Source organism: Nonomuraea sp. K271, assembly GCF_009908215.1.
GTDB lineage: Bacteria > Actinomycetota > Actinomycetes > Streptosporangiales > Streptosporangiaceae > Nonomuraea > Nonomuraea longispora.
In genome coordinates this window covers 33,561-56,256 of sequence record NZ_JAAAHR010000042.1, presented here as the reverse complement: position 1 = coordinate 56,256, position 22,696 = coordinate 33,561, and the positions used below count along the sequence as shown (strand labels likewise).

The 22,696-nt window shown below is 70.8% G+C and carries 24 protein-coding genes and 1 pseudogene; 13 read left to right on the top strand and 12 right to left on the bottom strand.

Going from position 1 to position 22,696, the window contains the following annotated elements; translation table 11 throughout:
- Positions 1 to 195 (bottom strand): annotated as a pseudogene (locus GUY59_RS17150) (anti-sigma factor); the annotation flags it as partial.
- 151 nt (positions 196 to 346) lie between these two features.
- On the opposite strand from GUY59_RS17150, the gene GUY59_RS17145 reads away from it, so the two are divergent.
- The 3 genes from GUY59_RS17145 (at position 347) to GUY59_RS17135 (ending at position 3,961) form a co-directional block, all read left to right on the top strand.
- Positions 347 to 1,552 (top strand): FAD-dependent oxidoreductase, encoded by a 1,206-nt coding sequence (locus GUY59_RS17145; RefSeq protein ID WP_171055629.1) that lies wholly within the window; start codon positions 347 to 349, stop codon positions 1,550 to 1,552.
- A gap of 81 nt (positions 1,553 to 1,633) precedes the next feature.
- Positions 1,634 to 2,971, top strand: a complete 1,338-nt coding sequence (locus GUY59_RS17140; RefSeq protein ID WP_132337862.1) for a class II 3-deoxy-7-phosphoheptulonate synthase — start codon at positions 1,634 to 1,636, stop codon at positions 2,969 to 2,971.
- Between the two features lie 183 nt (positions 2,972 to 3,154).
- Entirely contained in the window at positions 3,155 to 3,961 is an 807-nt protein-coding gene (locus GUY59_RS17135; protein ID WP_138208501.1) for an SAM-dependent methyltransferase, read from the top strand.
- 47 nt (positions 3,962 to 4,008) lie between these two features.
- Here the strand turns inward: GUY59_RS17135 and trxA are convergent, their stop codons facing one another.
- From trxA to GUY59_RS17120, 3 genes are all read right to left on the bottom strand, one after another.
- Complete coding sequence (gene trxA, locus GUY59_RS17130; protein ID WP_132337866.1) at positions 4,009 to 4,383, bottom strand: thioredoxin; 375 nt, start codon at positions 4,381 to 4,383, stop codon at positions 4,009 to 4,011.
- Between the two features lie 69 nt (positions 4,384 to 4,452).
- Positions 4,453 to 4,605 carry a hypothetical protein gene (locus GUY59_RS17125; RefSeq protein WP_161714577.1) on the bottom strand — a complete coding sequence of 51 codons (153 nt, stop codon included), beginning with the start codon at positions 4,603 to 4,605 and terminating at the stop codon, positions 4,453 to 4,455.
- Between the two features lie 120 nt (positions 4,606 to 4,725).
- On the bottom strand, positions 4,726 to 6,492 hold the full coding sequence (locus GUY59_RS17120; RefSeq protein WP_161714576.1) for an ExeM/NucH family extracellular endonuclease: 1,767 nt from the start codon (positions 6,490 to 6,492) through the stop codon (positions 4,726 to 4,728).
- A 106-nt stretch (positions 6,493 to 6,598) separates the two neighbouring features.
- Between GUY59_RS17120 and GUY59_RS17115 the strand changes: the two genes are divergently transcribed.
- A complete protein-coding gene (locus GUY59_RS17115; protein WP_138201329.1) occupies positions 6,599 to 7,807 on the top strand; it encodes a pentapeptide repeat-containing protein in 1,209 nt (402 codons plus the stop codon).
- Positions 7,808 to 7,816: 9 nt separating this feature from the next.
- Here GUY59_RS17115 and GUY59_RS17110 read toward each other — a convergent pair whose 3' ends face one another.
- From GUY59_RS17110 to GUY59_RS17100, 3 genes are read right to left on the bottom strand one after another with little or no spacing between them, the layout of a single operon-like run.
- Positions 7,817 to 8,266 carry an SRPBCC family protein gene (locus GUY59_RS17110; RefSeq protein ID WP_138201330.1) on the bottom strand — a complete coding sequence of 150 codons (450 nt, stop codon included), beginning with the start codon at positions 8,264 to 8,266 and terminating at the stop codon, positions 7,817 to 7,819.
- Positions 8,244 to 8,585, bottom strand: a complete 342-nt coding sequence (locus GUY59_RS17105; protein WP_138201331.1) for an ArsR/SmtB family transcription factor — start codon at positions 8,583 to 8,585, stop codon at positions 8,244 to 8,246. Before GUY59_RS17105 ends, GUY59_RS17110 begins: the two co-directional genes overlap by 23 nt.
- Complete coding sequence (locus tag GUY59_RS17100; protein WP_138201332.1) at positions 8,582 to 8,935, bottom strand: VOC family protein; 354 nt, start codon at positions 8,933 to 8,935, stop codon at positions 8,582 to 8,584. Before GUY59_RS17100 ends, GUY59_RS17105 begins: the two co-directional genes overlap by 4 nt.
- Positions 8,936 to 9,042: 107 nt before the next feature.
- Here GUY59_RS17100 and GUY59_RS17095 point away from each other — a divergent pair, with 107 nt between their 5' ends.
- Positions 9,043 to 9,714: a permease prefix domain 1-containing protein gene (locus tag GUY59_RS17095; RefSeq protein WP_138201333.1), complete on the top strand. Its 672-nt coding sequence runs from the start codon at positions 9,043 to 9,045 to the stop codon at positions 9,712 to 9,714.
- 9 nt (positions 9,715 to 9,723) lie between these two features.
- Here GUY59_RS17095 and GUY59_RS17090 read toward each other — a convergent pair whose 3' ends face one another.
- Entirely contained in the window at positions 9,724 to 10,059 is a 336-nt protein-coding gene (locus tag GUY59_RS17090) for a helix-turn-helix transcriptional regulator (RefSeq protein ID WP_138201368.1), read from the bottom strand.
- 98 nt (positions 10,060 to 10,157) lie between these two features.
- Between GUY59_RS17090 and GUY59_RS17085 the strand changes: the two genes are divergently transcribed.
- The 8 genes from GUY59_RS17085 to GUY59_RS17050 all read left to right on the top strand — a co-directional run bounded on the left by GUY59_RS17085 (position 10,158) and on the right by GUY59_RS17050 (position 18,353).
- Entirely contained in the window at positions 10,158 to 11,327 is a 1,170-nt protein-coding gene (locus GUY59_RS17085; protein WP_138201334.1) for a cytochrome ubiquinol oxidase subunit I, read from the top strand.
- 14 nt (positions 11,328 to 11,341) lie between these two features.
- Positions 11,342 to 12,106: a cytochrome d ubiquinol oxidase subunit II gene (locus tag GUY59_RS17080; RefSeq protein WP_138201335.1), complete on the top strand. Its 765-nt coding sequence runs from the start codon at positions 11,342 to 11,344 to the stop codon at positions 12,104 to 12,106.
- A 6-nt stretch (positions 12,107 to 12,112) separates the two neighbouring features.
- Positions 12,113 to 13,936 carry a thiol reductant ABC exporter subunit CydD gene (gene cydD / locus GUY59_RS17075; RefSeq protein WP_171055399.1) on the top strand — a complete coding sequence of 608 codons (1,824 nt, stop codon included), beginning with the start codon at positions 12,113 to 12,115 and terminating at the stop codon, positions 13,934 to 13,936.
- On the top strand, positions 13,933 to 15,681 hold the full coding sequence (locus GUY59_RS17070) for an amino acid ABC transporter ATP-binding/permease protein (RefSeq protein ID WP_236667220.1): 1,749 nt from the start codon (positions 13,933 to 13,935) through the stop codon (positions 15,679 to 15,681). The genes cydD and GUY59_RS17070 overlap by 4 nt, the downstream gene beginning before the upstream one ends.
- A 93-nt stretch (positions 15,682 to 15,774) precedes the next feature.
- Positions 15,775 to 16,398, top strand: coding sequence for a transporter (locus GUY59_RS17065; protein ID WP_138201336.1), 624 nt, complete (start codon positions 15,775 to 15,777; stop codon positions 16,396 to 16,398).
- Positions 16,395 to 16,733, top strand: coding sequence for a transcriptional regulator (locus GUY59_RS17060; protein WP_165959904.1), 339 nt, complete (start codon positions 16,395 to 16,397; stop codon positions 16,731 to 16,733). The genes GUY59_RS17065 and GUY59_RS17060 overlap by 4 nt, the downstream gene beginning before the upstream one ends.
- The gene (locus GUY59_RS17055; RefSeq protein ID WP_138201337.1) at positions 16,730 to 17,620 is read left to right on the top strand and encodes an ABC transporter ATP-binding protein; all 891 of its coding nucleotides are present in this window, start codon (positions 16,730 to 16,732) and stop codon (positions 17,618 to 17,620) included. Before GUY59_RS17060 ends, GUY59_RS17055 begins: the two co-directional genes overlap by 4 nt.
- Positions 17,613 to 18,353: an ABC transporter permease gene (locus tag GUY59_RS17050; RefSeq protein ID WP_138201338.1), complete on the top strand. Its 741-nt coding sequence runs from the start codon at positions 17,613 to 17,615 to the stop codon at positions 18,351 to 18,353. The genes GUY59_RS17055 and GUY59_RS17050 overlap by 8 nt, the downstream gene beginning before the upstream one ends.
- 66 nt (positions 18,354 to 18,419) lie before the next feature.
- Here GUY59_RS17050 and GUY59_RS17045 read toward each other — a convergent pair whose 3' ends face one another.
- The 4 genes from GUY59_RS17045 to GUY59_RS50740 all read right to left on the bottom strand — a co-directional run bounded on the left by GUY59_RS17045 (position 18,420) and on the right by GUY59_RS50740 (position 22,676).
- Positions 18,420 to 19,640: a S1C family serine protease gene (locus GUY59_RS17045; protein WP_138201339.1), complete on the bottom strand. Its 1,221-nt coding sequence runs from the start codon at positions 19,638 to 19,640 to the stop codon at positions 18,420 to 18,422.
- A 221-nt stretch (positions 19,641 to 19,861) separates the two neighbouring features.
- Positions 19,862 to 21,397 carry an AMP-binding protein gene (locus GUY59_RS17040; RefSeq protein ID WP_138201340.1) on the bottom strand — a complete coding sequence of 512 codons (1,536 nt, stop codon included), beginning with the start codon at positions 21,395 to 21,397 and terminating at the stop codon, positions 19,862 to 19,864.
- Between the two features lie 115 nt (positions 21,398 to 21,512).
- Complete coding sequence (locus GUY59_RS17035; protein ID WP_138201341.1) at positions 21,513 to 22,097, bottom strand: hypothetical protein; 585 nt, start codon at positions 22,095 to 22,097, stop codon at positions 21,513 to 21,515.
- 135 nt (positions 22,098 to 22,232) lie between these two features.
- Positions 22,233 to 22,676 carry a MetQ/NlpA family ABC transporter substrate-binding protein gene (locus GUY59_RS50740; RefSeq protein ID WP_252374957.1) on the bottom strand — a complete coding sequence of 148 codons (444 nt, stop codon included), beginning with the start codon at positions 22,674 to 22,676 and terminating at the stop codon, positions 22,233 to 22,235.
- Positions 22,677 to 22,696: the final 20 nt, after the last annotated feature.

The following is a 22,696-nucleotide window of genomic DNA, read 5'->3' as shown; positions in this document are numbered from 1 at the left end:
GCGCAGGGTGGCGGGTGGGGGGACGGCCGCCGCGTCCGCGAGGCCGGCGAGCGTCTCACGCATGCGCCGCACCTCCGCCTCACATCCGAAGCATCCGCGCAGGTGGTCCTCGAACAGGAGTTGCTCGACGTACGGCAGCGCGTGCGCGGCGTAGGTGCCGGCAAGGGCGTGGGGGTCGTGGGGGTCGTCGTTCATCGGTTCCTCCTTCGCTGGAGAGCCCTGGCCGTGGGGCCGCCCGCGGGCGCGGGGAGGAGGACTACGGTGGACGGCTCACGCATGTACTTCGGATCTCCGGGCATGTCGGATGCCCGGGACCCCGGCTTGTCGAGTTCACTGGGTGAGGTTCATGGGATGTGTGATAGCGGGCGGCGGGCCGGCGGGTGCGGTCCTCGCGCTCGTGCTGGCCAGGGCGGGTGTCGAGGTGACGCTGCTGGAGAAGCACGGCGACTTCCTGCGCGACTTCAGGGGCGACACGATCCACCCGTCGACCCTGCAGGTGCTCGACGAGCTGGGACTGGCGCGGGATTTCCTGCGGCTGCCCCACAGGAAGGCGTACGAGGTCGGCATCGTCACCGACACCGGCGAGATCAGGCTGGCGAACCTGCGCGGCCTGCCCGGTAAATACGACTACATCGCGTTCGTCCCGCAATGGGACTTCCTCAGCCTCGTCACGTCGGCGGCCGGGACATACCCGAATTTCCGGCTGCTGATGAACTCCGAGGCGTACGACCTGATCCGCGAGGACGGCGCCGTGCGCGGGCTCCGCTACCGCGACGGGTCGGGCGAGCACGAGATCAGGGCGGCCCTGACCGTGGCCTCCGACGGGCGTTCCTCGATCCTGCGCGAGCGGGCCGGCCTCGTGCCCGAGGATCTCAGGGCGCCGATGGACGTGGTCTGGTTCGCGCTGCCCAGGAACGACGGGGACCGTGACGACACGTTCCTGCGGATCTCGAGCGGCGCCATGATGGTGGCGATCAACCGGGAGACGTACTGGCAGCTGGCGTACGTCATCCCCAAGGGCGGATTCTCGGCGCTCGTGAGCGGCGGCATCGACGCTCTGCGCGAGCCGGTGGCCAGGCTGCTGCCGTGGCTGGCGGACCGGACGGGCGAAATCCGCGGCTACGACGACGTGAGCGTGCTCACGGTCGCGCTCAACCGGCTGCGCGGCTGGCATCGGCCGGGACTTCTGTGCATCGGCGACGCCGCGCACGCCATGTCGCCGGTGTTCGGGGTGGGCATCAACCTGGCCGTCCAGGACGCGGTGGCCGCCGCCAACCTGCTGGCCGGTTCGCTCAGGTCCGGCGCGCCGATCCCCGAGCAAACATTGCACCTGCTGCAGAGGAGGCGGATGACGCCGACCAGGGTGACTCAGACGGCCCAGCGGGTGGTGCACAATCTGGTGATCCGTCCCGCTTTGTCGAGCCGGTTCGACCCGTCGGTCCTGCCCCGCGACCTGACGAAGGTTCCGCTGGTCAACCGGCTGATCCCGCGGTTCATCGGGTTCGGTGTGCGTCCCGAGCACGTGAACGTCAGGGAAAGCCCGCCGTCCTGAGCCCGCATCCGGATAACTGCCTTCTCACAACGTGGACAATGGGGTCGGTAGGGGTGACCCAGTGGAATACCCTCGTATCTCGTGAGCAGCAATCTCGTGGATCTCGATTCCTGGCGAGCCCTCCCCGCGGCGCAGCAGCCTGACTGGCCCGACCCCGGTGAGCTCGACAAGGTCGTCGCCGAGCTCGGCGGCCTGCCCCCACTCGTCTTCGCGGGCGAGTGCGACCAGCTGAAGGACCAGCTGGCCGCCGTGGCCCGCGGCGAGGCCTTCGTCCTGCAGGGCGGCGACTGCGCCGAGACGTTCGCCGGCGCCACCGCCGACAACGTGCGCAACAAGCTCAAGACACTGCTGCAGATGGCGATCGTACTGACCTACGCGGGCAAGGTGCCGGTCGTCAAGATCGGCCGGGTCGCGGGGCAGTTCGCCAAGCCGCGCTCCAAGGGCACCGAGATCCGCGACGGCGTGGAGCTGCCCGCCTACCGCGGTGACATGGTCAACGGCTTCGAGTTCACCCCGGAGGCCCGCAGGCCCGACCCGTGGCGGCTGCTCAAGGCCTACCACTCCTCGGCGGTGACGCTCAATCTCGCGCGCGCCTTCACCAAGGGCGGCTACGCCGACCTGCGCCAGGTGCACGCCTGGAACCAGGACTTCGTCGCCGAGTCCCCGGCCGGGCGCCGCTACGAGAAGCTGGCCAGGGAGATCGACCAGGCGCTGGCGTTCATGCGGGCCTGCGGGGCCGATCCCGAGGAGTTCCACACGGTGGAGTTCTACTCCTCGCACGAGGCACTCATCCTCGACTACGACCGCGCCCTGACCCGCATCGACTCCCGCACCGGGCTGCCCTACGACGTCTCGGCGCACATGGTCTGGATCGGCGAGCGCACCCGCCAGCTCGACGGCGCGCACGTCGACTTCTTCTCGTGCATCCGCAACCCGATCGGCGTGAAGCTCGGCCCCTCGACGACGCCCGAGGAGGCGGTCTCGCTGGTGGAGAAGCTCAACCCCGGCAACGAGGCGGGCCGGCTCACGTTCATCACCCGGATGGGCGCCTCCAAGATCCGCGATACGCTGCCCGCGCTGGTCAAGGAGGTCAGCGCGACCGGTGCCAGGGTGGCCTGGATCTGCGACCCGATGCACGGCAACACGTTCGAGGCGCCGAGCGGCCACAAGACGCGGCGGGTCGACGACGTGCTCGACGAGGTGGCCGGTTTCTTCGAGGTGCACAGGTCGCTCGGCACGCACCCCGGCGGCATTCACATCGAGTTCACCGGCGACGACGTGACCGAGTGCGTGGGCGGGGGCCACGAGATCGGCGAGACCGATCTCGCCACCCGCTACGAGACGGCCTGCGACCCGCGGCTCAACCGCGGCCAGTCGCTCGACCTCGCCTTCCAGGTGGCCGAGCTCTACCGCGGCTGACCCCTCTGAACCTGTGTCCCTCCCTTTCGGGTCCGGACACGTACGGCCCGGTTCGTCCTCGTGCGGGGCGGCCGGGCCTTCCGCTGTTCACCACGCGGCCACGCAGGTCACAGAACGTGATGTGCGTCTCAATGGCGCTCTCCGTCATCACCTTTTCTGGAGATTTTGGCGGTTTACCCCGCTATGATCGCCGCAAACAGGGCGAATTATCGGGAGAAAAACGTGGATGATGCCCCCGAGGGGGTCGACCCCAACGTCCCTAACGTCGCGCGAATGTATGACTACTTTCTCGACGGCAAGGACAATTTCGCGGCCGACCGTGCAGCGGCGGAGCAGATCCTCAAGACCTTCCCCCACACCAAGGAGGCCGCCCGGTCGAACCGGGCGTTCCTGCGCCGCGCCGTACGCCATCTCGTGGACGAGGGCGCGCGGCAGATCGTCGACCTCGGAGCCGGCCTGCCGACCCAGGGCAACACGCACGAGATCGCCACGGAGGCGCGTGTCGTGTACGTCGACTACGACGCCGTGGTGTGCGTGCACGGCAGGGCGCTGCTGGCCCGCCGCGACAACGTGGACTTCCTCCAGGCGGACGTACGCGAGCCCGACGCGCTGCTGGACAGGCTGGACGGCCTGGTGGACTTCGACCGCCCGGTGGCGTTCCTGATGCTGACCGTGCTGCACTTCGTCCCCGACGACCTCGCCCACAGGGTGGTGACGAGGCTGCGGGACGCCAGCGCGCCCGGCAGCCACCTGGTCATCAGCCACGCCGTGGACCCCAGGCCCGACATCACCCCGCAGGCCCTGGAGGTATACCGCAAGGCCACGGCCGCGCTGAACTTGCGCACCCGGGAGGAGATCGAGCGCTTCTTCGACGGGTACGAGCTGGCCGAGCCCGGCCTGGTGCACCCGTACGACTGGCGCACGGACGATCCGGGCGACCCGGGCAAGGGCATCACGTTCGGGTACGTGGGAGTCGGCCGCAAGCCCTGAGGGCGATCACGCGAGAGCCCCGCCGTGACCGGCAGGGCTCGCCAGGGTCAGTTCTTCTGGGCGTTCTTCAGCTCCTCGTTGAGCTCCGCCCTGATGGCGTCCATGTCGAGCGCCCGAACCTGCCTGATCAGGTCTTCCAGCGCGGGGGCCGGGATGGCGCCCGCCTGGGCGAAGACCACGATGCCGTCGCGGATGGCCATCAGCGTGGGGATCGAGGTGATGTCGAAACCCTGCGCCAGCCCTTGCTCCGCATCAGTGTCGATCTTCCCGAACGTGATGTCCTCGTGCTTCTCCGACGCCTTCTCGAAGATCGGCCCGAACTTCTTGCAGGGCGGGCACCATTCGGCCCAGAAGTCGAGCAGGACGATCCCCTTGTCGGCGATGTCGTTGAAGGTCTTCTCTGTCACTTCGATGGTCGCCACAAGAGGCTCCTCGTTCGTCGTTACGTCTGTGACCGTTAGAACTCAATACCCTGCCCGGTGATTCCGGCCCTACGCCAGAGCGAACTCCACCACGGTGAGAGGCAGCATGACCCGTTCGATGTCCTTGCCCGCCCGGTCCCAGATGTGGTTGAAGGCGGGCTCCTCGGCCCGGCGCCCCAACCGGCCGAAGGGCACCATGTGCGGACCGGCGACCGCGATCATACGGCCTCGCCAGGGCACCGGGCGGCATCAGGCCCTTGTCCCGTCCCCCTTTCCAGCTGTGTGATGAGTCGTGATCTCAACGGAAGGGGATCTTACTGACGACTGTCCCCTTTCCACTGTCTACCTTCCGCCGGGCAGGGTCAGCCCTGCGATCACCGGGTCGTGGTCGGAGGAGCGGTAGGCGTCAGGCCGGTAGAGGTCCGGCGGGTTGAACTCGGTGTTGTAGTCGCGGATGCGCGGCTCGTCGGCGTTGACGTGCCAGATGGTCGCGCCTGTCACGCGCCCCCGCAGTTCCCTGCCGACGAGCACGTGGTCCAGTTCGCCCGCGAGCCCGTCGAAGACGTAGCTGTAGCGCTGCGGCGCGGGGACGAACCTCTTGGTCACGCTGGCCAGACCGCCCCTCTCAAGGGTCCTGATCGGGTCCTCCTCGCCGTAGGCGTTGAGGTCGCCGAGCACGATCGGTCCCGGCAGGTCCGCGACGATGCCGAGCAGCGCCTCGGCCTGGGCGACGCGGGTGGCGTTCCAGCAGCCCTGACCGTCACCCTGGTCGGCGTCGGGGCCGCTGGAGGGGCAGCTGCCCTTCGACTTGAGGTGGTTGACCACCAGCGTGAACGGCCGGCCGCCGCCCTTCCCGCGGAACGTCTGGATCAGCGGCGGCCGGCTGAACACCGCGTCCTGCGACGCCCTGGTCTCCCCCACCGGGGTCAGCCTGGCGGGCTTGTAGATCAGGCCCACCTGGATGGCGTCGGTGCCCGGGTGGGGGTGCGTGAGCGCGGCGTACGTGCCCGCTCCGACCTCGGCGTTGACGGCGTCCACGAGCGCCTGCAGCGCGGTCCGGCCGTTGTTCTCGACCTCCATGAGCGCAACCGCGTCGGCGTTCATGCCCTTGAGCGCGGCCACCAGCTTGGCGAGCTGACGCCGCTGCTCCTCGGCGTCGCCGGCGCCGCGCGAGCCGAGCGTGGTGAACCAGTTGAGGGTGTTGAACGAGGCCACCTTCACGTTCCCGGCCACCGGTGAGGGTCTGCGCGGGCGCGGGTTGGCGCTTCTGTACGCGACCGGCTTCGTGGGCTGCAGCCGGTACGCGCCGAAGCCGTACCCGAGCACGCCCGTGAGCCCGCTCGCCACGTCGCCGGCCCGTACGACGGGCGGCAGCGTGGCCGGGTTCTCCCTGGTGGAGCCGTCGTCGACGAGCAGCGACCGGCGGACGTTGGCAGCCGGGTCCACGCCGCGCCGGTCGGTCGGCTGGAAGAGCCGGCCCTGGGAGGAGAGTGTGACCTCGCCGTAGCGGCCCAAATTGTAGTGCTCGGTGACGGTGAGCGGCTGCGGGAACGTCAGCAGCATGTTCTCGACGGGCTCCAGCCCGCCGGAGGGCAGCCGGTACGGCCGCGCAGCCACGCGTCCCGTGCCGCACACGTCCACGGCGGTGACCGGTGACAGCTCCGTCCACCCGTTGAACTCGGTGGCCCGGCCGGTGACGAGAACCCGGTCGCCGGGTTCGACGTCCTTGACCGCCTCCCCCGCGTACGCGAACAGCCCTTCGGAGGTCCGCGGGTCGGCGTCCTGGCGGGGATCCTGGAGGAAGAAGCCGCCGAGCTGGTCGGTCCGCTGGAAGTCACCGGTGACGACGCCCTCGACCCGCACGGTCTGGCCGGCCAGCGGGGTGGCGTCGCCCTCGCCCTGCACCTGGGAGATCCGGTGCGTGGCGGTGGTGGCACAGGGGGCGGGCGGCTCGGCCCGAGCCGGCGTGGTGAGGAGAGCCGCGGACAGAGCCGCGGACAGAACCACGGGCAGGGCTGCGGGCAGGGCGGCGGGCAGGGCTGCGGGCAGGGACGTGGGGAGGGCCGCCGCGATCAAGGCGGTGAGGGATGCTCGGGATAAAGCGCGCATGCCCGGCACAATAGAGGTAATTTAGCCCGCATTTTTCCACACAAAAGTGGATAGAACATTAAATCATCTAATCTTGACATGGGGCCGCCGCGGGTATGACCACTGCATGGACTGGGTCACCTGCGCGCATTCCGCCGGCTGCACCGGGGTCGCCGTCCGCCCGGCCGGCCACTGCCTCGCCCACCTCCCTCCCGACCACCTCTCGGAAGCGCTCGCCGCGCTGCGCCCCGGCCGCCTGCTCGACCTGCGCGGCACCACCGTCAACGGCGACCTGATGTCCCGGGTCATCGAGGCCGCGGGCGGCAGGCCCGGCCGGGCACGGTTCGACCGGGCCCGCTTCACCGGCGACATCCGGCTGCCGGGCGTGACGTTCACCGGCGACGTGTCGCTCGACGACGCCAGGTTCGACCGGCTGGCCTCGTTCTTCGGCGCCCGGTTCGAGGGCAACGTGTCGCTGGCCGGCGCCCGGTTCGCCCGCGAGTTCTCCTTCCACGGCGTCACCGTGCGCGGGCACGTCTCGCTCGACCGGGCGCTGATGTCCCGCGACGCGCTGTTCAGCCAGGCCGTGTTCGGCCACGGGCTGTCGTGCGAACGGGCCAGGTTCGACGGGTACGCCGCCTTCGACGGCGCCCGCCTCTGCGGCGGAGCCGCCTTCAGGGGCACCCGCTTCGGCCGTACGCTGTCGTTCCGCAAGGTCATGGGGAACGCCGGCTTCGACGCCGCCCACTTCGCGGGGGACGCGTACCTGTCGGCCACCGGCCGGCTCTCGGCGGCCAGGGCCCGCGCCGACGGCCTGCTCGACGTGGTCGTCGCCCGGTGCGGCGTGGACCTGCGCAGGGTGGCGGTGTCGGGCCCGACGACGTTGCGGCTGACCGACTCGCAGGCCGACCTGGAGGGCGCGGTGCTGCGTGGCCCCGCCGTCGTGACGGGCAAGGGCAGGTCCACGCTCACCTCGCTGCGCCGGGTCGAGGCCGCCGACCTGGCGCTGTCGGGGCTGGACCTGTCGGCGTGCCGGTTCGCCGGCCTGGCCCATCCGTCCGGCGTGCGGGTGGAGGACTGCGTGTTCTCGCTCACTCCGCGCGGCGTGCGGGTGAGCCTGCGCCGGCCGATGGTGCGCTGGTTCTCCCGCCGCCGCGCGCTGGCCGACGAGCACACCATGCGCCGCGGGCCGCACGCGGCAGACCCCGCCGCGACGCCGGACCACCTCGCCGCCCTCTACGCCGGACTGTCCCCTGACGACCACGTCACCTCCGCCGACTTCGCCTCCGCCGCCGTGGAGATGCGTCGCCTGGCCGGCCACCGCTGGTGGCCGTAGGGACGGCGCTCAGAGCTCGTCCACGACGGCGGCGATGGTGCGCAGGACGGCGTTGCGCCAGCCGCCGCCCATGATCCGGCGTGACAGCTGCTGCAGCTCGTCGTCAGGGTCGAAGCCCTCGTGGTCGATGAACAGCCGGGTGCCCCTGCCCTCGGGCACGAGCCGCCAGGTGACCGTCCAGTCGGCGCGTCCGCCGTCGCTCCAGCTGAGCTTCAGCAGCCGCTGCTCCTGGATCTCCAGCACCTGGCAGTGGACGACGCCGTCGAACCCGATCTGCTTCTTGGGGGCCGTGGTGAACGTGAACCGGTGCCCGACCTCCGGCTTGAAGTCGTTGGGCATGGGCCGGCGGGCGACCAGCTCCGGCTCGGTGAGCGCCCGCCAGACCTTCGCGGGCGGGTGGGCGATGATCTGGTCGACCTTGATCGCGCGAGGGTTGTCAGCCGTCGTGTCGCGGGTCATCGTCGTCCTCCATGTCGTCGAGCACGGTCGTGAGGGTGGCGAGCCGTTCCCGCCAGAACCGTTCGTACGGGCTGAGCCAGTCGCGGATCTCCATGAGCGGCGCCGCCTCCAGCCGGTAATGCCGCTCGCGCCCCTTGCGCGTCTCCGACACCAGCCCCGCGTCCCTGAGCACCCGCAGGTGCTCCGACACGCTGGGCCTGCTCATGGCGAAACGCTCGGCCAGCCGGCCCGCGGGCTGGGCGCCCTCGTCGCGCAGCAGGCGCAGCAGTTCGCGCCTGGCGGGGCTGGCCAGCGCCGTGAACACGTGGTCGGGCGTCATGCCTGCACGGCCACGAACCCGTTGCCGTACGGGTCGTGGAACAACAACTGGCGGCCCCACGGCTGGTCGCTCGGGCCGTCGATGGCGACACCGTTCCCCCGCAGCCACGCGGCCGGCGGGTCGAGGTCGGGCGCGGCGACCACCAGGCCGCCGACCGGCCCCATCTCGGGGAACCAGGAGGCGAGCAGCAGCGTGGTCCCTGCGCCTTCGGGTGAGACGGTGAGCCAGCGGCCCGTCGGGAACGGGTTGTCGGTGCGCGTCTCGAAGCCGAGGACTCCGCCGTAGAACCCCAGGGCCCGGTCCTGGTCGGCGACGGGCACGGTGACGGTCTCGATGAGGGAGATCAGCATGCCGGACACTATACGTAGGATTTTTCCTACATATCAACCTCGCCCCCGCGCAACATCGGGGAAGTCCCGGATGGGCCCCCGGGTTCACGCTCCCTAGACTTGGCGTCATGCGCATCGACGACTACGTGGCAGATCTCGACCGCGCCCTGGCCGGCCCTCATGGCCTCAAGCGCGACATGGTCGTCGAAGCGCGCGACAGCCTGACCGACACCGCCGACGCGCTGGAGGCCGAGGGCGTGGAGCGGGCGGAGGCGGAGCGGGTCGCGGTGGCCGAGTTCGGGGAGGTGGCCGAGATCGCCTCCGGCTACCAGGCCGAGCTGACCGCCTCCGCGGGCCGGCGGCTCGGTGTCCTGCTGTTCGCCGGCCTGCCGATCACGGTGCTCATGTGGTCACTGCTGTGGCGTGCCTACCCGCCCTCCGACGACACCTGGGCCCACCAGCCGGAGTGGTATCACACGCTCTCGCAGCTGCTCGACGGCATCCAGCTGGCCACCGGCCTGTACGGCGGCATCGCGCTGTTCGCGCTGAGCAGGGGCGCCCGGTGGATGCACCGGCCCCGGCTCGTGACCAGGTCGCTGGGGTGGATCGTGTGGGCCTCGCTGCCGGTCACCGGGGGCCTGGGACTGATGCTCTCCTACGGCACGAAGGACCCCAACTCCCTGGCCGCCCTGCCCTCCCTGCTCGCGAACCTGGTGACCTGGGCCGTGTGGGGCATGCAGATCTACTGTGCCGCCCGGTGCATGCGCATCACCCGAGTCCCGCGCCCGCACGCCGCCTGAGGCGCCGGCTCACCCCGGGGCGACGGCGTTCGCGCGGAGCACGCCGCCGATCACGCTCGTGAACTCCCGCCAGGCCGAGCGCTCGCCCTCGAGCTGCCTACTGCCCGCGTCGGTCAGCCGGTAGGTGCGGCGCCTGCGCCCGCCCACCGTCGCCCACTCGCTGGCGAGGTAGCCGATGCGCTCCAGTCTGCGCAGCGCGGGATAGACGGTGCCCGTCGGCACGTTGAGCGCGCCTCCGCTGCGTTCCTGCAGCGCCTCGATGATGGCGTAGCCGTGCAGCGGCTCCCGCTCCAGCACGGAGAGCAGCAGCGCGTCCATGTGTCCGCGTAGCGCGTCCGGGTTCATGGTTCCGATCCTAGACATCGGTCCTTCATATAGACAGCCTACATGTAGCCTGCCTACATGTAGGCTGTCTATGGATCAGGCACAACAACGGAGTCGTGATGGACGTACTCGAACTGGCCCGTGCGCAGTTCGCGGTGACAAGCAACCTGCATTTCCTCTTCGTCGTGCTCACGCTGGGGCTGGCACCGCTGGTGGCGATCATGCACACCCGGTGGGCGGCCTCCGGCCGGCCGGTGCACGAGCGGATGACGCGGTTCTGGGGGCAGATCTACGTCGTCAACTACGCACTGGGCATCGTGACCGGGCTGGTGATGGAGTTCCAGTTCGGGCTGGCGTGGAGCGGGCTGACCCACTACGCGGGCGACGTGTTCGGCGCGCCGCTGGCCATGGAGACCCTGGTCGCGTTCTTCCTGGAGTCCACGTTCCTCGGCCTGTGGATCTTCGGGTGGGGGCGGCTGCCCAAGTGGGCGCACGTGGCCTGCATCTGGGCCGTGACCCTGACGGCGTACGCCAGCGCGTTCTTCATCATGGTCGCCAACTCCTTCCTGCAGAACCCGGCCGGCGCCGTGGTGCGCGGCGGCCGGATGATGCTGACCGACTTCGGCGCCCTGCTCACCAACAAGACCCTGGTCTTCTCCTTCCCGCACGTGCTCGGGGCCGGGCTGTTCACCGGGGGCATGGTGCTGGTGGGCGCGAGCGCGTACCAGTTGCGGCGCCGTACCGAGGAGCTGGAGTTCTTCACCCGGTCGATGCGCATGGGCGTGTACACCGCGGCCATCGGGATCTTCGTGACGCTGGGCTTCGGCTACGCGCAGTTCGGCGGGCTCGCCGAAGGCAAGTTCGACGGGGACGTGGGCGCCGCGCTGCCGCTCGCGCTCATGATCGAGGCCGGGCACCTGCTCGCGCTGGTCGTGCTGCTCGGGATGCTGCCGCTGGTCCGCGTACTGCCGAGGTGGCGCTGGACCCATCCGATCCTGATCGCGATGACGCCGCTGCCGTTCATCGTCTCGATCATGGGCTGGGCCGCCAGGGAGGTCGGGCGGCAGCCGTGGATGATCTGGGAGCGGCTCACCGTGGCCGACGCCATGTCACCCGGGCTGACCCCGGGCATGGTCACCACCTCGCTCCTCGCCTTCACCGCCGTGCTCGGGCTGCTGGCCCTCGTCGACTACGTCCTCATCGCCCGGGTCGTCAGGCGGGGACCACGCGGAACGGCCCTGGGGGCCGCCGACGTGGACGAGCCGCGATCCCCCGCCCTGAGCTACTGAGGAGTGCGTGACACATGGAAGTGATCTGGTTCGTCTTCTTCGCGGTGCTGCTGGCCGGCTATTTCGCCCTCGAGGGCTTCGACCTCGGCGTGGGACTGCTGCTGCCGGTGCTCGGCAGGACGCGGGAGAACCGGGACCGCATGGTGGCCGCCGTGGCGCCGTACGTGCTGGCCAACGAGGTGTGGCTGGTGGCGGTCGCCGGGACAATGGTCGGGGTCTACCCGCTGCTGGAGGGCGAGGTGCTGTTCGGGCTGTACCCGCTGGTCGTGGCCATGCTGCTGAGCTGGGTCGTGCGCGACGCCGGGCTGTGGTTCCGGCGCAGGCTCGACGGCTACGCGTGGCGGGGCCTGTGGGACGCGGCGATCGCGTTCGGGTCGCTGGGGTTGTCGTTCGGCTGGGGGATGACGTTGTACGCGGCGGCCACCGGGTTCGCGTCGCCGCCCGTCCACCCGCTCGGCGTGCTGCTGGGCGTGGTGATGACGCTGCTGTTCGCCCTGCACGGATGGACGTTCCTGGCCTGGCGCACGCCGGGCGAGTTCGGCGCCACGCGGTCGGGCCTGGCGCTGCTCGCGACGGGGCTGGTCGCCGCGATCCCCGCGGTGGGGGTGCTGGTGGGCGCGATGCCGTACCTGCTGGGGCACAGCGCACCCCTTGCCACGCTGAATGTGCTCAGTGTCATGGTGCTGCCGTTCGCACCCATCATCCTCGGCGCGCAAATATGGGTATGGCGGACTTTCCGTCCTGGTAAGGACGCCTTCCGGTTCCCGTCGTTCTTCTGAGGACACGTGCACAAGGATCTCCTGCGACTCATGCGGGCCGAACGCTCGGTCCGCCGCCACCTCGCCGTCACCATGGCCGCGGCCGTGCTGGCGGGGCTGCTCGTGCTGGTGCAGGCCGAACTGCTCGCCGGGGTGCTGTCCGGCAGGTTCACCGCCGCCGCGCTGGCCGCGCTCGCGGCGGTGGTGTGCGTACGCGCGCTCCTCGCCTGGACGCAGGGCGTCTTCGCCGGGCGCACCGCGACCGGCGTCAAGTCGGCGCTGCGCCACCGGCTGCTCGCCCGCCTGCGCGAACTGGGGCCGGGGAGGCTGGCCGCGCACCGCTCCGGCGAGCTCGTCACGCTCGCCGGGCGCGGCCTCGACGGGCTCGACGCCTACCTGACCGGCTACCTGCCCGCCATCGCGGTCGCCGCGGTCGTGCCCGTGGCCGTGCTGGTCCGGTTGTTCGCCGCCGACCTCGCCAGCGCCGTCATCGTGCTCGTCACGCTGCCGCTGATCCCCGTCTTCGGGGCGCTGGTGGGCATGACGACCAAGGCCGTCACCGAACGCCAGTACCTCGCGCTGTCGCGGCTCGGCGGGCACTTCCTCGACGTGGTGCGCGGGCTGCCCACCCTCCGGGCGTTCGGGCGGGCCCGCTACCAGGCGGGCGTCATCCAGCAGGTCGCCGACGCCCACCGGAGCGCCACCATGCGGACGTTGCGGGTGGCGTTCCTGTCGTCGCTGGTCCTGGAGTTGTGCGCGTCGCTGTCGCTGGCGCTGGTGGCGGTGCCGATCGGGCTGCGGCTGCTCGGCGGCTCCCTGGACCTGACGACCGCGCTGCTGGTGCTGCTGCTGGCGCCGGAGGCGTACCTGCCGCTGCGGGCGATGGGGACGCGCTTCCACGCGTCCATGGAAGGGGTGGCCGCCGCCGACGCGGCCTTCGCCGTGCTCGACCGTTCCGCCGCGGACCAGGACGAGCCCGTACGCCGCCCGGCCGCCGTACCGGCGGGGACGCCCGCTCCCGCGTCCGCGGGAGCCCCTGAGATCCGGCTGGAGGGCGTGACCGTGCGCTACCCGGGCCGGGACGCCGCCGCGCTGGACGACGTCTCCCTCACCATCGGCCCGCGCGAACGGGTCGCCCTGGTCGGCGAGAGCGGCGGGGGCAAGAGCACGCTGCTCCACCTCGTCCTCGGCTTCGTCCAACCATCCGAGGGGCGGGTGCTCATCGACGGCACGGACCTGCGCGACCTCGACCCGGCGAGCTGGCGGGCGCGGCTCGCGTTCGTGGCGCAGCGGCCGCACCTGTTCGCCACGACGGTGGCGGGCAACATCCGGCTCGGCGCGCCGTCGGCCTCCCTGGAGGAGGTCCGCCGGGCGGCCGGCGCCGCGTACGCCGGCTTCGTGGCCGGCCTGCCCCGGGGGTTCGACACCGTGGTCGGCGAGGGCGGGGCCGGGTTCTCGGCGGGCCAGCGTCAGCGGATCGCGCTGGCGCGGGCCTTCTGCCGCCCCGAGGCCTCGGTGCTGCTGCTCGACGAGCCCACAGCCCGCCTGGACGGGCGGAGCGAGGCCGCCGTGGTGGCGGCGACCGGGGACCTGGCCCGGGGCCGTACGGCCGTCATCGTCGCGCACCGGCCCGCGATGATCGACCTCGCCGACCGGGTCGTGCGCCTTCACGAGGGCCGCGTCGTCTCCGACACCACCCGCCCCGCCACGACGGCGGACCGGGTGGAGACCGGCCCGCCAGGCGGCTCCCCAGGAGGCGCGGCCCCGGTCGGCGCGCCGGCGCGGGACGAGACGGCCGGGCACGCCCGGAGCGGCCGGCAGGTGGCGGACGGCAAGGAGGGCGGACGATGAACCGGCGCATGGGGACGCGACTCGTCTGGGCCGTGCTCGCCGGGTCGGCGGCCGACCTGGCGGGGCTTGGGCTGATCGCCGCCGCCGCGTGGCTGATCACCAGGGCCGCCGAGCAGCCGCCGCTGGCCGCGCTGAGTGTGGCGATCGTGGCGACCAGGGCGTTCGCCACCGGCAAGGGCGTCTTCCGCTACGCCGAACGGCTCACCGGGCACGACGTCGCGCTCCGCGCCCAGGCGGGCACCCGTGAGCGCCTCTACCAGGCGCTCATCCCGCCCCAGCGCCCCCGTCACGGCGGCGCCGACCTGCTCAGCCGCATGGTCGACGACACCGAGGCCGTACAGGACCTGCTGGTCCGCTGCATGCTCCCGGCCGCCGCGGCGGCGATGGCCGGGCTGGCCGCCGTGGTCATTGGGCTGACGATCCTGCCGGTGGCGGCTCTGGTGCTGGTGGCGGGCCTGGTACTGGCCGGGGTCGCCCTGCCCGTGGGCACGGCGGCCGCCGCCCGCCGCTGGTCGGCCAGGATCGCCCCGGCGCGGGCGGCGCTGGCGGGCCGGGTGGCGGACCTCGTGCACGGCGCCGCGGACCTGGCCGCGTACGGCGCCGACGACGCCGCCCTGGACCGGGCTCTGGCCGCGGACGAGTCGCTGGCCGCACTCGAACGCCGCCAGGCCCGCGTCCACGCCGCCGCCCTGGCCGGAGGCACCCTGGTGCAGGGGCTGACGGTGGCGGCCGTCGTCCTGCTCGCCCAGGGGGCGGGAGCCGGCTCGGTCGGGACGGCCGTGCTGGCGCTGACGTCCCTGGTGGCCTTCGAGCCGGTGCTGCCCCTGGCCGCGGCGGGCGAGCGTATGGCGGGCATCACGGCGGCGCTGCGGCGGCTGCGCGAGGTCGGCTCCGCCGCGCCCGCGGTGGGCGAGCCGGCCGAGCCCGCGACACCGCCCCGAGGCCCCCTGACCGTCGAGATCGACGACCTGGTGGTACGCCACGCCGCCAGGGAGGCGTTCCCGGCGGGTGACCCGGCCACCTCCGCCGGCCCCGGGGGGCCCGGTGAGCCTGTGGACGGCGGCCGGCCGGCGCTGGACGGCGTGTCGCTGCGGCTCACGCCCGGCAGGCGGGTCGCCGTCGTCGGCCCGAGCGGGGCGGGGAAGAGCACGCTGCTGGCCGCCCTGATGCGCCTGGTGGAGCCGGAGTCGGGCACGGTCACGGTGAACGGCACCGACATCCGTGAGCTCTCCGGTGACGACGTACGGACGTTGATGACGGGCCTCACCCAGGACCCCTACATCTTCCGTGCCGCCCTCCGCGACAACCTGCGCCTGGCGGGCCCGGAGGCGGACGACGAGGAGCTGTGGCGCGCCGTACGCGACGCCAGGCTCGACACGTGGGTGGAGCGCACCGGCTGGGACGCCGAGCTGGGCGAGGACGGCAGAACCGTGTCCGGCGGGCAGCTGCAGCGGCTGGCTTTGGCCAGGGCGTTGTTGTACGACCCTCCTGTGCTGCTGCTCGACGAGCCCGCGGAGGCGCTCGACGAGGAGACGGCCGACCGGCTCATGGCGGACCTGCTCGACGTGACCAGGGACCGCACCACGCTGCTCGTGACGCATCGGCTCAAGGGGCTGGAGACGGTCGACGAGATCGTCGTGCTCGACGAGGGCCGCGTCGCCCAGCGCGGCCGCCATGAGGAGCTCGTCTCCGCGCCCGGCTACTACCGGGACCTGTGGGAGTCCAAGGTCCTGACCAGGCGTTAGACCGCACCACGCGGAACCTCGCCTCGCGACATTGTGTTGGCGACGCAATCTGGTTTACGATACAAACCAGTTTGCGATAGCGAGGAGTTTGCAGTGGTAGACGACGACCGGACGGCGGATCCCGAGGAGATGCTCCGCGTCATGGAGGAGCAGCGCGCCGCCACCACGAAATGGCTCTACGGCGACCCGCTGCTGCTCTACGCACCCTGGGGCGTGGCCTGGCTGCTCGGCTTCACCGCGTTCTTCCTGCACTACGGGCTGGACGACCGGTCGTACGCGCCGATCTCTCAGATGCAGGCGCTGACGGTGCTGATGTGCGCGCAACTCGTGGCAGCCGCGATCGCCGCGTTCGGCATCGTGCGGATGAACAACCTCGTCCGGGGCGACAGCACGGCCCGCGGCGCGATGTACGGCTACGCGTGGATGGCCGGCATGATCCTCATGGTCGTCATCTGCCTCCGGATGGGCCCCCTGCTGCCGCCCGACGAGACCGGCCTGCTCTGGGCGGGCGCGTCGCTGCTGGTGGTGGGCGTGCTGCACATGGCCGGCGGCGCGCTCTGGCTCAACTGGCCGATGTTCTTCATCGGGGCCTGGGTCGCCGCCGTCGACGCGGTGGGCGTGCTGCTCGGCGCCGGCTGGCACGCGCTGCTGACGGCCGTGCTGCTGGGAGGCGGCTTCGTCGTGGCCGGGGTGTGGCTGCGGAGGCGCCCGGCGTGAGCACGGACAAGACGCCCCCCGATCTCGACCCGGTGATCCACGCGCAGGCCAGGCTGCGGGTCGTCGCCACGCTCAACGTGCTCGCCGAAGGTGACGAGATGGCCTTCGGCTCCATGAAGGAACTGCTCGGCATGACCGCCGGCAACCTGTCGGTGCACCTGACCAAGTTGGAGGAGGCCGGATACGTGCGGATCACCAAGACCCACAAGGGCCGTACGCCCGTCACGTTCGTGGCACTCACCAGGCGCGGGCGGCTGGCCTTCGAGGAATACACCAAGCAGATCCGAGCCCTGCTCGACAACGCGGGGCTCGACAACGCCGGAGGCGTCACATGACCGTCATCGCCCGAGCGGCCGAGATCAGCCGCCGCTACGGAGACGTGCTCGCTCTCGACCGCGTCACGCTCGACATCCGCGCAGGCGAGATCGTCGGGCTGCTCGGCCCCAACGGCGCGGGCAAGTCCACCCTCATCAACCTGTTCGTGGGACTGCGCCGCCCGACCTCCGGCACGGTCACGCTGTTCGGCGGCTCGCCGCAGGACCCGGCCATGCGGCGCCGCATCGGCATGACCCCGCAGGAGACCGGGCTGCCCGAGACGTTACGCGTCGGTGAGATCATCGACTTCGTCTCGGCGCACTTCCCCGAGCCGTGCGACAAGGACGAGCTGCTGGCCCGCTTCGGCCTGAGCGACCTCATCAAGCGGCAGGTCGGCGGCCTGTCCGGCGGCCAGAAGCGACGCCTGGCCGTGGCGCTGGCCTTCACCGGCAACCCCGAGCTGGTCTTCCTCGACGAGCCGACGACCGGGCTCGACGTCGAGTCCAGGCGCTCCCTGTGGGACGGCATCGCGTCCTTCCACGAGGAGGGCGGCACCGTGCTCGTCACCAGCCACTACATCGAGGAGATCGAGGCGCTGGCCAGGCGGGTCGTCGTCGTGGGCCACGGGCGCGTGCTGGCCGACGACACGATGGAGTCCGTACGCGGCATCGTGGGAGTGCGGCGCGTCTCGTTCACCGCCGACCTGCCCGACCCGGAGGGGCTGCCGGGCGTGCTCGGCGCCGAGCGCGCCGGCGACGGCCGGATCAGCCTGGTGACCACCGATCCCGACCGGCTGGTCGTCGAGCTCGTGACGGGCGGCACGCCGTTCACCGGCCTCGAGATCAAGCCCACCACGCTCGAAGAGGCGTTCCTCGCCATCACCTCGAAGGAGGCCGCGCATGTCTAGCCTGGTCGCCGCGCACACCCGCTATCTCATGATCGAGCAGATCAGGGTGCCCATCGGGCTTCTGGCCAGCGCGCTGTTCCCGTCCCTCTCGATGATGGTGTTCGTGGTGCCGATGGCGGGCGACCACGCGCAGGCGGCCACGATGGCGGCGGCGTCGATGATGTTCTTCGGCGCGACGTCGGGCGCGCTCATCGGGCTCAGCATCGCCGTCGCCATGGAGCGCGAGCAGCCGTGGAACCCCTACCTGCGCACGCTTCCCGCGGGCCCGTTCCCCCGCTTCGCCGGGCGGATGGTGTCGACGCTGGCCGTCATGCTGGCATCGGTGGTGCCCGTACTGCTGGTGGCGGCGCTCCTCACGGAGGCGACGATCACGCCGCTCAGGCTGCTGGCCGGGCTGGGCGCGCTGGTCGTCTGCGGGATCCCGTTCATGCTGATGGGGTTGTTCCTCGGCTACGTGCTGACGTCGAAGGCCGTCGTCGCGGTGTCGCAGCTGCTGTTCTTCCCGCTCGCGATCCTCGGCGGGCTGCTGCTGCCACCGGCCCACCTGCCCGACTTCATCGCGGTCGTCTCGCCATACACGCCCACGAGGGGCGCGGCCGAGCTGCTGTGGGCGGTGACGGCGGGCACCAGCCCCGACGTGGTCTCGGTGGTCATGCTCGCCGTGTGGACCGTGGCGGCGGCGGTGGCCGCAGGATGGGCCTACCGCCGCGACGAGGGCCGCCGTTTCTCCTGATCATGGGGGGTGTGCCGCCGAGTCCGCAGCGATCTCAACGGCACACCCGTCCATGAGGGGGTCCTGTTATTTCTTCTCTTCGAGGGTCACGGTGACCTCGCCGGCCTTCCCGTCCCTCATATATGTGATCTTGACCTCTTGGCCGGGTTTGAAACCTCTGACCTGTCCCACCACAGTATCTCCGCCGTCAACCGACTTGCCGGCGATCTTGGTGATGAGATCCCCTTCCTGCAGCCCGGCCTTCTCCGCCGGGCTGCCCGCGGTGACCTGCCTGACCAGGGCGCCCGGCACGTCGCCGGTGGCGTCGGTGACGCTCACGCCGAGGAAGGCGTGGGTGACCTTGCCGCTGCGGATGAGTTGCTCGGACACCTGCTTGGCGGTGTTGACCGGGATGGCGAAGCCGACGCCGCCGCCGGCCGCGTCGGAGGCGATCGCGGTGTTGATGCCGACCAGTTCGCCCGCGGCGTTCACCAGCGCGCCGCCGGAGTTGCCCGGGTTGATCGAGGCGTCGGTCTGGATAGCCCCGCCGATCGTGGTGCCGCTGCTCTCCTGACCCTGCTGGGGCCAGCCCGGCGGAAGCTGCTGGCGCGGCTCGTCGCCGGTGGTCAGCGTACGGTCCAGCGCGCTGACGATGCCCGCCGTGACCGATCCGGCCAGGCCGAGAGGGCTGCCGATGGCGAGCACGGCGTCGCCCACCTTGAGCTTGTCGCTGTCGCCGAGCGTGGCCTTGGGCAGCCCCGAGACGCCTTCCGCGCGGATGACCGCGAGGTCGGTGGCGGGGTCGGTGCCGACGGCGGTGGCCTTGGCCGTCTTGCCGTCGCTGAACTTGACGGTCATCTGGCCGCCGCCGGGCTCCACCACGTGGTTGTTGGTGAGGATGAGGCCGTCCTCCGACAGCACGACCCCCGAGCCCTCACGGGTCTGGCCCTTGATCATCACCACGGTCGGCTGCACCTTGGCTGCGACGTCGGCGACGGTCATCGGATCGGCGGCGGACTTGAAGACGGGGCTCGGCGTGCCGGTCTCGGCGACCGGCTCAGGCTGGAACGAGGTGGCCACGGTGGCCCCCACGGCACCGCCGCCGACGGCCACCGCGGCCAGGGCCAGCCCGGCGATCGCCTTCCTGCCGGCGGAGAACCCCGGCTTCTTCGGTGGCGCGGGCGGGGGCGGAGCCAGCTGCTCCATTCTTTGCGTTTCCCGGCGGGGAAAGCCCCCGGCGGACGGCGGGGTGGCGCCGAACTGACTCCACCCGCCGGAGCTCTGCTCGCGAGGCTCGTTCGCGTCCATCTGTCATCTCCCTCAAGTCCCGATGACTCAAGAGTGCCAAGCCGCGCGTAAGAGCTGTTTAAGGCCGTGATCGGGGATGACAGGAGGCCGTTGACATGTGGTTTATCACCGCTGGTCAAGGGCCGGTCGCATGGAGCGAGATCGTGGTGGAAATTTTCTGCGGGACGGTGCCCCGGCACTGCGGGAGCCGCCGCTCGTGCCGGGCAGCTGTGACCTGACTTTTACGTTCGCGCCGGCCAGTACTCGTCGCGCAGCAGGCGTTTGTAGAGCTTGCCCGTCGGATGACGGGGAAGGTGCTCGCGGAAGTCGACCGACCTCGGGCACTTGTAGTGGGCGAGGTGCTCGCGGCAGTACGCGATCAGCTCCGCCTCCAGCCGGGGCCCGGCCTCCTCCATGGACGCCGGCTCGACCACGGCTTTGACCTGCTCCCCCATCTCCTCGTCCGGCACCCCGATCACCGCCACGTCGGCGACCTTCGGATGCACCGACAACACGTTCTCGGCCTCCTGTGGGTAGATGTTCACCCCGCCCGAGATGATCATGTACGAGCGGCGGTCGGTGAGGTGGAGGAAACCGTCATCGTCCAGGTAGCCGATGTCCCCCAGGGTCGTCCAGCCCCTCCCCCGCGGGTCCTGGGCCGAGCGGGTCCCGCCGGGGTCGCCGTGGTACTCGAAGCGGCCGCCGTTCTCGAAGAAGATCGTGCCGTGCTCGCCCGGTGGCAGGTCGTCGCCGTTCTCGTCGCAGATGTGCACGATGCCGAGCAGGGAACGACCGACCGTCCCCTTGTGGCGCAGCCAGTCCTCGGAGCCGACATAGACGAAGCCGTTGCCCTCGGTGCCGGCGTAGTACTCGTGGATGATCGGGCCCCACCAGTCGATCATCTTGTCCTTGACGGGGACCGGGCAGGGGGCGGCGGCGTGGATCGCATACTTGAGCGAGGAAATATCGTATTTTGCCCTGGTTTCCGGCGGCAGCTTGAGCATCTTGATGAACATCGTCGGCACAAGCTGCGAGTGCGTCACCCCGTACCTCTCCACCAGCGCCAGATACCGCTCCGGGTCGAAGCGCTCCATCACCACCACCGTCGCCCCGAGCCGCTGGAACGTCAGGCAGTAACGCAGCGGCGCGGCATGGTAGAGCGGCGCCGGCGAGAGGTAGACGCTGTCGGACGACGGCGCGAACAGGGCCTCGATGAGCTTGAACAACATCCCGGGCTCGGTGAGCGCGCCGTGCGAGGACGCCGGCTTGACGCCCTTGGGCCGCCCGGTGGTGCCGGAGGAGTAAAGCATGTCCGCCCCGAGACACTCGTCGGCGATGGGGGTGACCGGCTGCCCGGCGACCGCCGCCTCGTACGACGCGAAGCCCTCCGCCACGCCGTCCAGCATGAGCCGCAGCTCGACCTCCGGCGTGGTGTCGGTTATGGAGGTGGCGACGCCGGCCAGGTCGGCGCTCGAGATGAACACCCGGGCGCCGCAGTTGCCGACGATGTAGGCCAGCTCGTCGGCCTGCAGCCGCGAGCTGACCGGCGTGTAGTAGAGGCCCGAGCGGTGCGCGGCCCAGGCGATGGTCAGGAAGAGCGGATGGTTGGCGAGCATGAAGGCGATGTGGTCGCCCGGCCGCAGTCCCGCCGCGCGGAACAGGTGGGCCAGCCGGTTCGACTCCTCGTCCAGTTCGCGGTAGGTGACGACCTTCCCGGAGCCCGCCATGATCACAGCGGGCTTGTCTGGGTTGGCTGCTGCGATGGCTCCCGGATACATGAACAGAACAGTATTCGGCTGCTCGGCCACCACGCCAGAACCCGGCTCGCGAGGTTCTCCCAGGCACGGCCAAGCCGCGGCCTCGTCGTCGAGGCCGCGGCTCGTGGGCGGCGCGTCAGGCGGCCGCGTGGAAGATGTTCCGCCAGCCGCTGTGGTGGCCGGTCGGGTGGTGGCGGTTGCCCCTGCTCACGTCCACGTGGATGCGGACGGCGTCCTCGGCGTGGAAGGCGAAGTGCCTCGGGTGCCTGCCGCAGTTGCGGAACTGCTCGACGTACGAGGAACCGTTCTCACGCACGACCTTGAACGTTTCCCACGCACACTTGTTGCGGCCCGCCCATTTGTGGTTCGAGAGCGTGCTGTGCACGGTGTAGGAGCGGTCGTAACGCCACTGCCACACGTGCTTCTTGATTTTCTTCACGACCCACTTGCAGTGCTTGTGGCCCTTACGGTCCTCCCAGCACACGCGCTTCTTCACCGGAACCCACTTCACGTACCAGTGCTTGACGCGCTTCTTGTCGACCGACACGTGGCCGGACGCCTTGGCCTTGTGGTCGGTGGAGTAATAAGATCCCCAGCTCACGTCGGACGAGCGGGTGTCGGATGCCGTGCTGCCCGCCGTCGCGTTCGCGGCGGCCGGAGCGATGAGCGCCACCAGGACGGTGACGGCGACGCCGAGCATGATTCGCGTAAGGAATCGCACTTGGACCTCCTCGGGAGAGGTTTTGCTGACCCCGTTTTAGTACGCCCGGCCGATTGCGCGCCGCTTACAAATGACTTGCCGCCGGAAAAGCATTGATCGTCCGTTATTCCCGGCCGCCTCAGGCGTTTCTCAATATCATTCCGCGGGAATCGGCGAGCCGGCGTACTTCTGCTGGATGAAGTCCTTGACGCGCTGGTCCCGCAGCAGCTTGCCGAGGGTCACGATGTTCGCGTCCTTGTCGTGGTCCGCCCGCACGACCAGGCCGTTGACGTACGGGTTGCCCTCCGTCTTCTCCAGCACCAGCGCCTGCGACGCGGGCTTGCGCCCGGCCTCGATCGCGTAGTTCCCGTCGACCACCGCGGCGTCGACGTCCTCCAGCGAGCAGTCCTCACCGGCAGTGGCCCTGCACCCGGCGACCTGCGCGCTTCCCTCGACGGTACGGCCCCCGTCGTGCCTCCTGCGGAGTCCGCGGCGGAGGGCCCGCACGGTCGCGCTTCTCGCGTCGTGCACCCCTTCCGCCGCCCCTTCCGCGACCGGCGGGCCGCGGCCGAGCGCCGTCACGGAGACGTACCGCGCCACGAGGCCGGCGATCGACGACG

Excerpts from the sequence above, each read along its gene's own strand:
- GUY59_RS17110 (WP_138201330.1), bottom strand. The coding sequence starts at position 8,266 with ATGACCCGCGACACGACGGCTGACAACCCTCGCGCGATCAAGGTCGAC.
- GUY59_RS17135 (WP_138208501.1), top strand. The coding sequence starts at position 3,155 with ATGATCGCCGCAAACAGGGCGAATTATCGGGAGAAAAACGTGGATGAT.
- GUY59_RS17105 (WP_138201331.1), bottom strand. The coding sequence starts at position 8,585 with ATGACGCCCGACCACGTGTTCACGGCGCTGGCCAGCCCCGCCAGGCGC.
- GUY59_RS17120 (WP_161714576.1), bottom strand. The coding sequence starts at position 6,492 with ATGCGCGCTTTATCCCGAGCATCCCTCACCGCCTTGATCGCGGCGGCC.
- GUY59_RS17080 (WP_138201335.1), top strand. The coding sequence starts at position 11,342 with ATGGAAGTGATCTGGTTCGTCTTCTTCGCGGTGCTGCTGGCCGGCTAT.
- GUY59_RS17070 (WP_236667220.1), top strand. The coding sequence starts at position 13,933 with ATGAACCGGCGCATGGGGACGCGACTCGTCTGGGCCGTGCTCGCCGGG.
- GUY59_RS17125 (WP_161714577.1), bottom strand. The coding sequence starts at position 4,605 with ATGATCGCGGTCGCCGGTCCGCACATGGTGCCCTTCGGCCGGTTGGGG.
- GUY59_RS17040 (WP_138201340.1), bottom strand. The coding sequence starts at position 21,397 with ATGTATCCGGGAGCCATCGCAGCAGCCAACCCAGACAAGCCCGCTGTG.
- GUY59_RS17115 (WP_138201329.1), top strand. The coding sequence starts at position 6,599 with ATGGACTGGGTCACCTGCGCGCATTCCGCCGGCTGCACCGGGGTCGCC.
- GUY59_RS17045 (WP_138201339.1), bottom strand. The coding sequence starts at position 19,640 with ATGGACGCGAACGAGCCTCGCGAGCAGAGCTCCGGCGGGTGGAGTCAG.
- GUY59_RS17055 (WP_138201337.1), top strand. The coding sequence starts at position 16,730 with ATGACCGTCATCGCCCGAGCGGCCGAGATCAGCCGCCGCTACGGAGAC.
- GUY59_RS17095 (WP_138201333.1), top strand. The coding sequence starts at position 9,043 with ATGCGCATCGACGACTACGTGGCAGATCTCGACCGCGCCCTGGCCGGC.
- GUY59_RS17050 (WP_138201338.1), top strand. The coding sequence starts at position 17,613 with ATGTCTAGCCTGGTCGCCGCGCACACCCGCTATCTCATGATCGAGCAG.
- GUY59_RS17145 (WP_171055629.1), top strand. The coding sequence starts at position 347 with ATGGGATGTGTGATAGCGGGCGGCGGGCCGGCGGGTGCGGTCCTCGCG.
- GUY59_RS17100 (WP_138201332.1), bottom strand. The coding sequence starts at position 8,935 with ATGCTGATCTCCCTCATCGAGACCGTCACCGTGCCCGTCGCCGACCAG.
- GUY59_RS17085 (WP_138201334.1), top strand. The coding sequence starts at position 10,158 with ATGGACGTACTCGAACTGGCCCGTGCGCAGTTCGCGGTGACAAGCAAC.
- GUY59_RS17090 (WP_138201368.1), bottom strand. The coding sequence starts at position 10,059 with ATGAACCCGGACGCGCTACGCGGACACATGGACGCGCTGCTGCTCTCC.